The sequence below is a fragment of the Nostoc sp. UIC 10890 genome (assembly GCF_054786515.1).
The window spans coordinates 6,884,020-6,897,182 of the sequence record NZ_JBSGKF010000001.1 but is presented as its reverse complement, the minus strand read 5'-3'; the positions used below and the strand labels follow the sequence as shown (position 1 = coordinate 6,897,182).

Below are 13,163 nucleotides of genomic sequence, written 5' to 3'. Positions count from 1 at the left end.
ATACCCATTACTGATTACTTATTACTTCAAATAACACTAAGCCATACTTCTCGCCAGTAGGCAAAAAGCCAATTCCTCGATAAACGGCTTGGGCTGCTTGGTTATTATCACCTGTAAACAGGATGGCACGTTTTACTCCCTGCGATCGCGCATCTAACAACGAGCCGGCTACCACACTTTTGGCGTAGCCTTTACCGCGCAGCAATGGCGGTGTCCAGACTCCACCGATTTGCACAATATCAGGTAGGCTGGCATTGAAAGCAGAGTAGGAAACTGGGGTATCTCCTGCTACCAAAACCCAATGCATAGCCGTAGTTTGATATGCTTCAATTGCAAGACGGCAAACAGGTTTTAAACTGGGAGTATCTCTTTGTCCTAAAGTTTCCATACTATAGGCAATACGCCATTCTGTGAGTAATTCCAACTCCTCTGGATGTGGTAAACGACACTGCACCTTTGCTGATGCTAAAGCTTGAGGTATTTGCAAGTCTCGCAGTATTAGAGAAAACAATATCTCAGACTCATCAAGCTGAGTTGTTCGGTTGCTAAGTCCCAAAACGCTTTTTGTCGCTTTAACTTGTGCTGCTTGGCCACTAATTCCAGAAATAGCACGTCCAGATTGTGCCACAACTGCTTGTACCACTTCTGGCAAATATACAGGGGCTTGGACTATTATCATCCCATTCCAAAAATGGGCTGCAACTGCCACTATACTTTCATTTGTGTAGGCTGCTACGTAAGTTCCTTGAAATCTTGCACCTTGGTCAAGCAGTCCCGCCGCTCGCCAATTAGAGCGCAAAAACATAGAAGTATCGCTGTGTTGCAAGAGGAATGCTTCCAGCGATGCTTCATCTCCAGGTTGCAGGGTTCTCAAAGTAGGCACAAAAAACTCCTGAGTGTTCAATTCAGTTTACTGAATAAGTTGTTTCGGGAATAACTCCAGCGATGTCTGACAACAAACAGCTTTACATCTATGCAAAAAGTAAAAAGTACCCTTGAGTGTACTTTTTACTACCCAATCGTATATTCCATGCTAAGAATGATGTGGATACAAGTAGCAACTAAGCAAAAAGAAAGTAGTGGAGTATCTTGGCAAATTTACTCAAACTAATTCCACACATATTTACTACCCCTATTGAACACCTATCAATTTTAGAAAATAATTGGAGGCAAAATGGTTTCTAATGAAAATATAACTGATAATAATTGGAATTTAGATGAAAGCAGGACACTGATTCAGGCACTGATAAAAGATTTTTATAAGAACAACTTAAATAGTTTTGCAGATCCAATTAAAAAAGAAGGATTAGTAGCAGCAGGAAAAGAAATATCTCAAATAATTATATTGTTTAATCGGCTTCAAAAACTCATTAATAGAAATACGCCACAAAATATTTGGTGGGATAAAATTCCGAGAATAGTTGTACCTGACAATAGAGATAAAATTCAAAGAGAACTGACTGAACTTTCTAAAGCTTTAATATTTGCAATAGAAGCTCTGCGTGAATCTTCATCGAATATAAATATTGCTCAAGCTATTAGATTTGACGTTGAACAAATTGTTTGTAAATATGAACATCCTGTAACAGGATTTATCATCAATCCATTTCTATCAGTACACCGTTCACCATCAACAACGACTAAAGTAATTTTTGGACTTATCAGTGCCGTTTTTATATATGGAGGAATTACTTTTTCTTCGATCGCCGGACTTTGGGTTTTCTCCGAAGTTGTTAATTATTACAATAACAATAATTATAATATCAACAAAAAAGCATTACAAAATGAAATTAAAGAGATCCAAAAGTATACAGATAATCGAGTAGAAGCAATTCAAAATAAAGCTGAACAACAAAATAAATCAGTAAATGCAAATTCTACTTATGAAGATAATGTTAATAAATTAAAACAAGGCAAAGAAGAAATAAAAGAATTAAGTACAATCTCACAAGAAAATACAGAGTTTAAACGTCTGGAGCTAACAAGATTAAATAGTAATCTTACTGAATTAAATGCACAATATAGCAAAAGGCAGTCTGTAAATGAGAAGTATAATGAATTTCTTCTGCAACTAAGTTTAGCTATTTCGGCAGGAACATTAGGTAGTATTATCAGTATTTTAATCAGAATTGAAGAATTTCAGAGTAAGAAATATTCTGATCCACTAACTCCATTCCTAGTTGGTGCTTTTAAACCAATGATCGGAGGAGCATTTTCTGTTTTATTTTTAGCCTTGATTAACTCTGGGATTATATTAATGTTTATTAATCCAAGTGTATTTAAGCTAAATCCAACTACCAATGAACAATCATCTCAAGACCAACAAAGGTCTCTAATTTTTGTAATAGCCTTCGTTGTTGGTTTTAGTGAAAGACTTGCAAAGGATTTTATCGGTAAAGCAGAAGAAATAGCAGGTGCTAACCGAGATAATCCGGAATCTCAACTAGTTGCGAATGAATTAGCAAGCGATGTAGATAGTTTAAATATTGTGCCAAATCAACTAGCTATTAGTGGTTTAAAAAATAGTGCCGCTGTTTCAAATATATTGCCCAATGAACTGGATATTAATGATTCGTTAAATGGTGCAGATGATTTAGATCCTAACAAAGGCGATCGCTAATCTCAGCTAAAGCAATTCTATCTGATTGAAAAGGACACAGTGTCGCATAACTGTGTCCCTATAAACTACTTCAATTACGTTTACGACTGGCGATAGCAGGCAAACTCCATTGTAAAAGTAGCCATACCAGAAGTAAGCGATCGCAACTCTGTAGAATACCCAAACATTCGCGCCAGGGGTACTTCCGCTCGAATCACTGTGTATCCCTGCATTGTCTCGGAACCCAACAACAAACCCCGACGAGAGGATAAGTCACCCTGAATCCTTCCCATAAACTCGTGGGGTGTTTCCACCTCTACAAGCATGATGGGTTCCAGGATGTAGGGTTTTGCTTTAGCGATCGCACCCTCAATTGCTTGATGAGATGCTGACCGGAAAGCCAACTCTGAAGAGTCAATTGGGTGATATGAACCACCATCCAAAACGACTTTCACCCCAGTTACCGGATAGCCTTGCAGTTTCCCTGATTGCATCGCCTCACGGAAACCCTTTTCGCACGCCGGGATATATTCTTTGGGAATTGCACCCCCAACCACTCGATTCTCAAAGACAAACGGTTCATCTGTGGGTTCAATCCACCCAGTAATATGGGCGTACTGACCAGGGCCGCCTGACTGTTTCTTGAATCGGTAGTCAAAGGTAGCTTGTTGTCCAATGGTTTCCCGGTACGCCACCGCAGGAGTACCAACGAAAACCTCGGCATTATATTCTCGTTGGATGCGTTCCAGGTAGATTTCTAAGTGGAGTTCACCCATCCCAGAAATCAGAGTTGCTCCTGATTCGGGGTCGATGCTCAACCGAAAAGTAGGGTCTTCCCTTTGAAAGCGATTGAGTGCCTTGGAAAGGCGATCGCTATCTTCCTGTTTCTTGGGCGTAATTGCCAGCGTAATCACTGGTTCTGGTACAAACATCTTCTCTAGAGATACCAGTGGTTCCCCAGAACAGAATGTATCACCAGAAGCACAATCGACACCCAATAAAGCCACAATATCTCCAGCAACGGCAACTTTTACCTCTTCTCGCTTATTGGCGTGCATTCTCACCAAGCGACCAATTTGCACCCGCTGTTCAGTCCGCGAGTTGTAGACGGTATCACCGGGTTTGAGCGTCCCAGAGTAAATCCGGGTATAGGTCAACTGCCCAAAGGATTCAACGGTGAGTTTAAATGCCAATGCCACCAAGGAAGCATCGGGGTTAGGGTAGACACTAACCGACTCTGCGGTTTTGACCACTTCTCTATCTATCGGAGATGGTAGATAAAGCGTAACTGCATCCAATAAGTTTTGCACTCCTTTATTTTTGAATGCCGAACCCAGCAGTACAGGCGTGAATTCTAGGCTCAAAGTTGCCTGTCGGATGGTTTCCCAAATTAATTCTTTAGGAATCTCCTCACCCGCCAATAGCATCTCTGTCATTGGTTCCGAGAACAGCGACAAAGCATCTAGCAGCTTGTCGCGTGCCTGTTGCGCTTCATCCCTAAGAGGTTCGGGAATTGCCTTTTTCACGAAGTTTTCCCCGTTTTCACCTTCAAAGTAGTCAGCAGTCATTTCTACCAGGTCAATGACTCCCTGGAATTGGTCTTCACTGCCGATGGGGTACTGGAGTAATATCGCATTTAGTTGCAAGCGATCGCGTATTCCCTGTACTACACGAAATGGGTCTGCCCCCGTCCGATCCATTTTGTTGATGAACGCCAAACGTGGCACACGGTAGCGCTTCATTTGCCGATCCACCGTAATGGATTGGGACTGCACACCCGCCACAGCACACAGCACCATCACTGCTCCATCCAATACCCGCAGAGCGCGTTCCACTTCAATTGTGAAATCTACGTGTCCAGGTGTATCAATCAGGTTAATTTGAGTATCGTGCCACTGGCAGGTGGTAGCAGCGGAAGTGATGGTTATACCATGCAGCTTTTCTTCTGGCATAAAATCCATCGTTGCACCCTTACCGCCTCCCCGCACTTCCTCAATAGCATGGATTCTGCCCGTGTAGAAGAGAATTCGCTCTGACAGCGTAGTTTTACCAGAGTCGATGTGGGCAGAGATACCAATATTTCGGATGCGTGTTCGGGGAATCATAAAATTTCCTTTTGTTCAAGCGACAAACAGTCACCAATCAAGTGGTGATATATTTTGTATTATATGTGTGCTACAAAGAAAAGACAAGGCTGATAATACAGAAAAACCGTTCTGGCTTTTCACGCTATCTGGAAAACCTCTCTCCTAAAAGGCTACGGTGTACACACAAGTCCATCTCACCCCCTCTAACTCCCCCGATGCCTTGGGGGAGAACCGGGTATTTCCCCCCTTTGCAAGGGGGGATTAAGGGGGGTAAATCCAGGGTTTGCGCTTCATTACCAAGATGTGTGTACACCGTAGCCTAAAAGGAGAAATACTTTGAATTTTCCCCCTTCCCGCATCGGTAAGGGGGTTAGGTTTTTCGTGGGCCTGACAAACAGTTGATAACCCTGATTTTACTGTTGATTTATTTTGATATCTGCAAATTTAATTGCGTTGTTTTCGCTAATTAACGTTAAATTAACCTTCTTAACCCGAATTCACGTTAAATTTAGGCGAATAAATCTTAATACTCAGGTGAAAGATAGAATGGTAGGTTTTTTACAGCTTATCTATCCATAGGTACTGGATAAAAATTTTCAAGTAGCTTTACTTCCTCCTTCCAAAGACGAGGAAGAATTCCACGCGGCAGTACTTCTTATACCAATTTTGTATGAAGCTGCATAGAATTAGATCCCCCCTAGCCCCCCTTCAAAACGGGGGAACTGGAAAAATATCTATCAAAGTCCCCCTTAAAAAGGGGGATTTAGGGGGATCGAGATATGTGCAACTTCACATTAAATTGGTATTACGGTAGAAATCCTTCTATTCTTTTTCTTGTCATTCTTTCCTCATTTATCCGCTCCCTTGCGTCCATCGTCTTTCCCTCCTTTGAGTAATGATAAAGACTCTACGCTCCCTTCTTTCCTATGCAGCTTTAACTACTATAGTTTTCGTAGCTGTAGTCACAACCCAGTTAGTAACTACGCAAAAAACTCCTGCGATCCATAACATTACACCTACCGTTATTCACTCGTTTAATAGCAGTAATAAGTCTGATGGTTCGACTTCAGAGGCAATATCTGTAGAAAGCAGCGATAGTAACCTTTACGGTACAAGTTACGAGGGAGGGGCAAATGATAAAGACCTGATTTTTAAGATTCCTCCTAATAGTAGTAATTTCAACCTTTTCTATTTGTTTAAGCAGAAGGACGATCAAAGGACTAATCTTAAAGTCGCGGCTACCCAACCTACCACGAGCTTATACGTCTATGTGTCTCCCACGGGAAGCGACACTAAAGGCGATGGTTCGCTAGGAAAGCCATTGAGGACGTTGGCGTATGCAGCAAAACGAGTTCAACCGAATAAAAACTACACGATTTATTTGAACCCAGGTGTTTATAGGGAGACGGAAGCGACGGTTCTTCCGCTGGGAGTGAATATCGAGGGAGCAGGTGAATCAAGGGTGACTATCACTAGCAACGGTGCAATTCCTGCTCCAGGAATAAACACAGGTAGTAGCAACTGGAGTCTTTTGCATCATGGAAGTATTATTCAGCTTGTCTCGCCTAGCTACTCCGGCTCAAGCCCTCGGTACGGCCCTCCTTCGGAGATGATTGGGGCGACAGACGGTAATCAGACGTTAGGCGGCTTCACCATAAATGGGAACGGCAAAACCATCAAAGCCGGCATCTGGGTAGAAAATCGTAACAACGTAACTGTGCATAATGTCACATTCAAAGATTTGCAGCACAGTGGCGCAGTTTTTACCCGTGGCGATATGTGGTGGTTCGTCCCGCTTCCAGAGGGAAAGTGGATGAAAAACACAACGATACATGATTGCACATTTATCAACTCCGCTGCGGATTGGGTATCGGGAGGATCTACTGGGAACCTGAGACTTGGAGGGCTGGATGGTGCCAACATCTACAACATTACTATCCGAGAAAATAAAGGATACGGCATAAAGTTCATGCATGTAGGTCATCTACGTAACGTGAAGATTCACGATTGCGACATCCAGGTTCCAGAAGTTGATTCCCAGTGGAGCGAGGATGCTTCCATTGAACTTTGGAATTTGAGTTATGGAAACGAAATCTACAATGTTATCTGTAATACGTGGTTATCGATGGTCAATCATTCAGTAATGAATGAATACCAGTCGACAGCTAAACACCCAAGTAATCTCAAGATGCGAAATGTACGAATAAAAGATATTGACGGACAGAGTGTTAAGGAGTCAATCGAAGTTGCCTTGAGCGGAGTCGAGATATCTAACTCCTACTTTCAGGATAAGGGTTTCGGTATTGCGATCTGGGGAGGGAAAGCATGGGGCGGAAGTATAGAAAATCAGAACATTAACATCCACAATAATATTTTCGCAAATGTTGCTCGTAAAGTTAAATTTAGTTTCGGGAAAAGTGCTGCCATCTTCATTCCCGATTCAGCTTCCAACATCAATATTCACAACAATGTGTTCGATAACTTAGGGAATAGCCTACAACTCGACTCCGCAGACAGGATATCGATCAAAAATAATGTGTTCTTGAACTCTCAAGGAGACGATGTGCAAGGAGGTAAGAACATTGCTTTCACTAATAATCTCCGCAGAAATACAAACCCAGCAAAGCCAACTTGGCAGATCCAATTCGCGGTTAATGCGACAAACATCCAGGGTGATCCAAGATTTAGAAGCACGGGCGACCGTTGGAACTCTTACTACAAGTCGGCTTCGTCACGCAGTCTTGTGGTGGATAGAGGAACTTATGTAGGACTTGCTTACTCCGGTTCGGCACCTGACATCGGTCGATGGGAGTGGTAAGAAATGATAAGAACGTGTGAGTAGTATTGAATGGCAAATAAACGTTTTTATCACATTGGCTTTGGGCAAGATGATTTAGGTTCATCGCCTCCCAGCATTGCACTATTGTCTGGCGATCCAGAGCGATCGCACCTAATTGCCCAAACTTATTTACAAGATGTACGCGTGTTGTCAGAAAATCGCGGACTCAATAGCTATGTAGGATACTTACCCAATGGTTGCAGCATCTTATCAGCTACAAGCGGTATGGGTGCGCCTTCATTAAGTATTGTGGTGAATGAGTTGGTACAAGTGGGAATCCGGCAAATTATTCGCATTGGCACTTGTGGATCAATTCAACCTTATATACCAGTTGGTAGCGTTGTTATTAGCAGTGCAGCATTGTGTCGCCAAGGTGCAGCTTATGACATTGCGCCTGTGGAGTATCCAGCCGCAGCCGATCCTTTTCTGACAGTCGCTTTAGTTAAAGCTGCACGAGAATTAGAGATTGAACATTACATCGGAATTACGGCATCAGTTGATACTTTTTACGAAGGACAAGAACGCACTGATTCAGCCAATCCATATTTAATGCGATCGCTGCATGGCATCACAGAAGAATATCGGCGCTTGAATATCTTGAATTACGAGATGGAATCCGGCACACTATTCAAAATGGCAGGAGTGTATAATTTTGCCGCAGCAGCTATTTGCGGCGTAGTTGCTTCACGTACAGATGGTGAAAATATCATTTTGGAGCAAAGAGATATTGCTGTTAAAAATGCGATCGCAACTGCTGTAAATGCAGCAGCAAACCTTGAGTAAGCTAAGAAATTTCTCTGATATGACTTTTTATTCTGCCAGATTTAATATTCTCTAAGTAGTTTTATCATGTCTTTACCTAATCTTTAATTTATAATCAGTAATTCTAGGTAAGATATATTGAGTAAGATGCAATTTCATCTGATAGCACACATATATAAAAAGCTTTTTTATGGCAGGTATCGTTTGTATGCAATACATTTTGACCTCTCTCCAAACCTCTCCCCTAAAAGGAGAGAGGCTTTGAATTGTAGTTTGGGTTAAGCAAAGTGTAAAAGTACAAAATTAGCGTGAATATCATAGAAAATTATAGTATCCAAAAACAATAAAAGTTTAAAAGTTAAAATTATTGTTTAGTGCCAATTAATTAAAGCTGCTTTTATATATTAAAAATCTGGAATTTTAAGACTCGGCTTTGCAGCTATTACGATGATTTTAGCTATTAAAAAATATCACGAAATTTGTAGGATAGTATAATATGAAGAATGCTTGGAAGCGTTGGATTACGACTGTTAACCTAGCTGCGATGTCTATGACAGGCTACGCCTACGCACTCATGCCGACGCTGATATTTTTAGCATTCTCTCATCGGGCAACGGCTGACGATCCAGGAGCATGTTACATGATAAACTCCTCTGGCAAAACCGTTGGATTGGAAAAGCTTTGTGGCAATAGTAGTAATATAGCCGCACCTTCAGATAATGATAATAGAGTTTTTCGAGTCTCAATCAAACGCCGCTTTGGTGGAACTCCTGTAATTGATGTCACCTTCAACGACAAAAAAACCTTTGAAATGATTGTAGATACAGGTGCTAGTGGAACCATTATCACTCAAGGTATGGCGAATACACTTGAACTACAGGCTACAGGTTCAATGCAAGCCCAAATTGCCGATGGTAGCGAAGTAGAATTTCCAACCAGTAAGATAAAATCTATAGCAGTCGGTGGAGTAACAGCCAATAATCTTCAGGTTGCGATCGCACCAAAAGGAAGCATCGGCTTACTAGGCCACGATTTCTTTGGGAAATATGATATCAAGATTCTGGAGAAAGAGGTCGAATTTCATTACCGCTAACGCTTGCAGGTAGCAACTTCTTGAGGTTTTTATTCAGCAGTCAGCACTCCTGAAGCAGGTTAAGAGCGTTATAGAATAAAAGAAATAAACCTTAAATACATTACGCTGATTCAGCAGAATTGCCCATGACCACTTCTAAACGCCAATATCACATTACTACCTTCGGTTGTCAGATGAATAAAGCTGACTCAGAGCGCATGGCTGGCGTTTTGGAAGACATGGGCTTTGAATGGTGCCAAGATCCGAATAATGCAGATGTGATTCTCTACAATACCTGTACAATTCGGGATAATGCTGAACAAAAGGTATATTCCTACCTCGGCAGACAAGCGAAGCGCAAACATGAGCAGCCTGATTTAACCCTAATTGTTGCTGGTTGCGTTGCCCAGCAAGAAGGAGAAGCGCTATTGCGGCGAGTACCAGAATTAGACTTGGTAATGGGGCCACAACACGCCAACCGTCTGAAAGATTTGCTGGAGTCAGTATTTGAGGGCAACCAAGTTGTCGCAACCGAAGCAGTTCACATTATTGAAGATATCACCCAGCCGCGACGGGATAGTACAGTGACAGCTTGGGTGAATGTGATTTATGGCTGTAACGAACGCTGCACCTATTGCGTAGTTCCCAATGTGCGCGGTGTCGAACAATCTCGCACACCGTCAGCTATCCGGGCTGAAATGGAAGAACTAGGACGGCAAGGTTACAAAGAAATTACTCTACTCGGTCAAAATATTGATGCTTACGGCAGAGATTTACCTGGAGTCACACCAGAGGGTAGGCATCTGAACAATTTTACAGATTTGCTTTATTACGTCCATGATGTGCCGGGGATTGAAAGGTTAAGATTTGCTACTAGTCACCCCCGTTATTTTACTGAGAGATTAATTCAAGCTTGTGCCGAGTTGCCCAAAGTGTGCGAACACTTCCATATTCCCTTTCAATCTGGGGATAATGAACTGTTAAAAGCAATGGCGCGGGGTTATACCCATGAAAAATATCGTCGGATTATCGATACCATTCGCCGATATATGCCAGATGCCTCCATTAGTGCCGATGTAATAGTCGGTTTTCCTGGGGAAACAGAAGCACAGTTTGAAAATACCCTGAAACTGGTAGAAGATATTGGCTTTGATATGTTGAATACAGCAGCATATTCGCCGCGTCCAGGGACACCAGCCGCATTGTGGGATAATCAACTGAGTGAAGAAATTAAAAGCGATCGCCTGCAAAGGCTCAATCATCTGGGAAACTTGAAAGTAGCAGAGCGATCGCAACGTTACTTTGGCCGCATTGAAGAAGTTTTAGTAGAAGACCAAAATCCTAAAGATCAAACTCAGGTGATGGGACGCACTGGCGGTAATCGTTTGACCTTTTTTAATGGCAATATCCAAGAACTCAAAGGGCAGTTGGTAAAGGTAAAAATTACTGAAGTCCGCCCTTTTAGCTTGACGGGTGAACCGGTTGAAGTGAGGCAAACTGTTTTGCAGTAAGAACTAGTTGAGGATTACCCCTAACTTATGATGAAGTTACCGCAAACGATTTCAGTTCTACTTTTTGGGGCTAGCTTGGCTGTACTTTCCCCTGAACTTTGTACTGCTTTCACTGTTCAAGAAGTAGCTAACCTTGCCCAAGCATCAAACGATTTGCCAGTAGTCAAATCAGCAGGACTGTCCCCCGATATGAATGTGCCTTGGTCAAAACCCGTGAGAATCGTTGACCCTTTTGAAGGAGAGTTTCTTGGGGTTTTCGACCGCAACTCATTAGGTGGTTATTTATACCGTGAAGGTTCAAAGCAAGTTATTAGTTTGTGGACTCCTTCGAGCATTCGAGTACTAATAACAGTAAATTCGGGTCAAGCCAGTTCTTATTTTTACACAGCAGGTCATGTATATCCCACAACTGATTTTCTTGGGTTTGCCACTACCAAAAAAGTCGATAAACTTTTGCTCAAGGTCAGGGAAAAAGTTTTTCAATTAGACGGGTCAACCGGTACGTTTGCTGTTAGTCAAGAATTAGCCACTGCTTTAAAAAATGCTCCAGATGAGAACTTAGACATCAGACTAGTCTTGGAAGGAGGTCAAACAGTTGATAGCGAAATTGGCAAAGAAACGGTGAAAGCTTGGCGAAGCATTTATAGCTAAGTGCTGAGTGCTGTTAGCGGTAGCGAGGCGTTGAGCCAGTGCTGAGTAAAAACCCGGTTGTTTCAAGACTTTGAGCAATCAACATTATCCTATCTGTGTGACTACGGCTATATTAAGCGATCGCATTTTTTACCAAAATATTATCTTTTATTGATCAAGGAAAGATTTCTCCCCTCTCATCAGGAATCTATCTGGTCAAACTTGTTTATATATTTAGACTTCTTTACAGTCCATACTGTAGGACTTACGCAAAACTATACGCGTTCTGGGGTAATACCCTGCTTTTCGGCTATTGTTTGCGTAAGTCCTGTACTCACGTGCTCTCACTATCAGCCTGACTGTCTAAGCAGTATATTTGTGTTTATCCCTTAACGATTATGCTAAGTTTCCAGCTTTCAACTTCGTTATTGTATACCAGTAAGGTAGCTAGGGGCTGACAGTGCGATCGCATTTGGGTTAATACAGTGTAGTGAAATCATTTATACCTCTCAAGGAAATCAACACTATGAAATTTGGTATTGACATCGGACATAATTGCCCTCCTCACGATACAGGAGCAACAGGCATCAAACAAGAAGATGCTTTAACTAAAGCAGTTGGGACATTACTGATTCAAAAACTCAAAGCAGCAGGTCATACCGTTGTTGATTGCACTCCTACAAGCGCTAGTAGTGTAAATGATTCTCTTAGAAAGCGAGTCAATAAAGCGAATGATAATAACGTTAACGTCTTTGTTTCGATTCACTTTAATAAATTCAACACTAAAGTTAATGGTACAGAAATTTTCGCCACTAGTAATACATCAAAAGGTATTGCTCAATCAGTTTTAAAAGAGATTCTTAAACTTGGATTTAATGATAGAAAGGTTAAAAATGCAGGTTTTTTTGTTCTGAAAAATACACAAATGCCAGCTATTTTAATTGAATGTTGCTTTTGTGATGCCAAAGTAGATATGGATCGCTTTGATGCTGAAAAAATGGCAGAGGCAATTAAAGATGGATTAATTGGTGACTCAGATGATGATGAACTCAAATCTGATAAAAAATACGTTTTGGAAATCACAACAAAAACTGTTTTAAAACCTTCTACAGAACAGGCATCAGAACTGCCAAAAGATTCTGTGTTTGATATTGAACCAGGAAGTTACCCAATTTTAGATGTCCGTTTTGAAGAAAACCATTATTGGGTTAAGTGGCCTGATAAAAGTAAAGGAAACAGAGATGAACATTTTGTTTTTTCTGGATATAGTAAAGTGATCGAAAAAGATTAATTAATTATATCTAGCTCATTCGTTAACACCTAGAACAGATCCCTGACTTCTTAGCTCGACTTTATCCATTTTTTTGCAACGCTCAATCTTACACTGAAAGCTTTGTGGGACAGTCATTTTACTTTTTCGATTTCACCGATAATCAGTGACATGGAAAAAGTTTTTGGCAAAAAGCTAGGTTTTGCCGTATCAAGAGAACCAAGTTTTTAATTTTGGATAAAGTCGAGCTTAGAGGTTGTTTGAAAAGTAGTTGGCTGTGATTTTAATTACGTATTTACCCCCCTTAGTCCCCCCTTATAAAGGGGGGAAACAAGAAAAATCCGGTTCCCTCCCTTTTATAAGGGGAGGGTTAGGGTGGGGTAAAAAATATTT

General features: G+C 41.4%; 9 protein-coding genes. 7 read left to right on the top strand and 2 right to left on the bottom strand.

All coding sequences use genetic code 11. The annotated features are described in order from the left end of the window. Positions 1-7 precede the first annotated feature (7 nt). Positions 8-883 carry a GNAT family N-acetyltransferase gene (locus ACWATR_RS28530; RefSeq protein ID WP_460339531.1) on the bottom strand — a complete coding sequence of 292 codons (876 nt, stop codon included), beginning with the start codon at positions 881-883 and terminating at the stop codon, positions 8-10. Between the two features lie 291 nt (positions 884-1,174). Here ACWATR_RS28530 and ACWATR_RS28525 point away from each other — a divergent pair, with 291 nt between their 5' ends. After that, complete coding sequence (locus tag ACWATR_RS28525) at positions 1,175-2,620, top strand: hypothetical protein (protein WP_460339529.1); 1,446 nt, start codon at positions 1,175-1,177, stop codon at positions 2,618-2,620. A gap of 80 nt (positions 2,621-2,700) precedes the next feature. On the opposite strand, the gene fusA is transcribed toward ACWATR_RS28525, so the two are convergent. Next, positions 2,701-4,704 carry an elongation factor G gene (fusA, locus tag ACWATR_RS28520; RefSeq protein ID WP_460339527.1) on the bottom strand — a complete coding sequence of 668 codons (2,004 nt, stop codon included), beginning with the start codon at positions 4,702-4,704 and terminating at the stop codon, positions 2,701-2,703. Positions 4,705-5,581: 877 nt separating this feature from the next. Between fusA and ACWATR_RS28515 the strand changes: the two genes are divergently transcribed. From ACWATR_RS28515 to ACWATR_RS28490, 6 genes are all read left to right on the top strand, one after another. Continuing rightward, positions 5,582-7,504 carry a right-handed parallel beta-helix repeat-containing protein gene (locus ACWATR_RS28515; RefSeq protein ID WP_460339525.1) on the top strand — a complete coding sequence of 641 codons (1,923 nt, stop codon included), beginning with the start codon at positions 5,582-5,584 and terminating at the stop codon, positions 7,502-7,504. A 30-nt stretch (positions 7,505-7,534) separates the two neighbouring features. Next, a complete protein-coding gene (locus ACWATR_RS28510) occupies positions 7,535-8,308 on the top strand; it encodes a nucleoside phosphorylase (protein WP_460339522.1) in 774 nt (257 codons plus the stop codon). Between the two features lie 475 nt (positions 8,309-8,783). Further along, a complete protein-coding gene (locus tag ACWATR_RS28505; RefSeq protein WP_460339520.1) occupies positions 8,784-9,380 on the top strand; it encodes a retropepsin-like aspartic protease family protein in 597 nt (198 codons plus the stop codon). A 125-nt stretch (positions 9,381-9,505) separates the two neighbouring features. After that, positions 9,506-10,870 carry a tRNA (N6-isopentenyl adenosine(37)-C2)-methylthiotransferase MiaB gene (gene miaB, locus ACWATR_RS28500; RefSeq protein ID WP_069071607.1) on the top strand — a complete coding sequence of 455 codons (1,365 nt, stop codon included), beginning with the start codon at positions 9,506-9,508 and terminating at the stop codon, positions 10,868-10,870. A gap of 27 nt (positions 10,871-10,897) precedes the next feature. Continuing rightward, positions 10,898-11,521 carry a hypothetical protein gene (locus tag ACWATR_RS28495; protein WP_460339518.1) on the top strand — a complete coding sequence of 208 codons (624 nt, stop codon included), beginning with the start codon at positions 10,898-10,900 and terminating at the stop codon, positions 11,519-11,521. 505 nt (positions 11,522-12,026) lie between these two features. Continuing rightward, positions 12,027-12,791 (top strand): N-acetylmuramoyl-L-alanine amidase, encoded by a 765-nt coding sequence (locus tag ACWATR_RS28490; protein ID WP_460339516.1) that lies wholly within the window; start codon positions 12,027-12,029, stop codon positions 12,789-12,791. Positions 12,792-13,163 lie beyond the last annotated feature (372 nt).

Bases quoted from the DNA above. Each gene is read 5' to 3' on its own strand.
- ACWATR_RS28525 (WP_460339529.1), top strand. From the start codon at position 1,175: ATGGTTTCTAATGAAAATATAACTGATAATAATTGGAATTTAGATGAA.
- fusA (WP_460339527.1), bottom strand. From the start codon at position 4,704: ATGATTCCCCGAACACGCATCCGAAATATTGGTATCTCTGCCCACATC.
- ACWATR_RS28515 (WP_460339525.1), top strand. From the start codon at position 5,582: ATGATAAAGACTCTACGCTCCCTTCTTTCCTATGCAGCTTTAACTACT.
- ACWATR_RS28510 (WP_460339522.1), top strand. From the start codon at position 7,535: ATGGCAAATAAACGTTTTTATCACATTGGCTTTGGGCAAGATGATTTA.
- ACWATR_RS28505 (WP_460339520.1), top strand. From the start codon at position 8,784: ATGAAGAATGCTTGGAAGCGTTGGATTACGACTGTTAACCTAGCTGCG.
- miaB (WP_069071607.1), top strand. From the start codon at position 9,506: ATGACCACTTCTAAACGCCAATATCACATTACTACCTTCGGTTGTCAG.
- ACWATR_RS28495 (WP_460339518.1), top strand. From the start codon at position 10,898: ATGATGAAGTTACCGCAAACGATTTCAGTTCTACTTTTTGGGGCTAGC.
- ACWATR_RS28490 (WP_460339516.1), top strand. From the start codon at position 12,027: ATGAAATTTGGTATTGACATCGGACATAATTGCCCTCCTCACGATACA.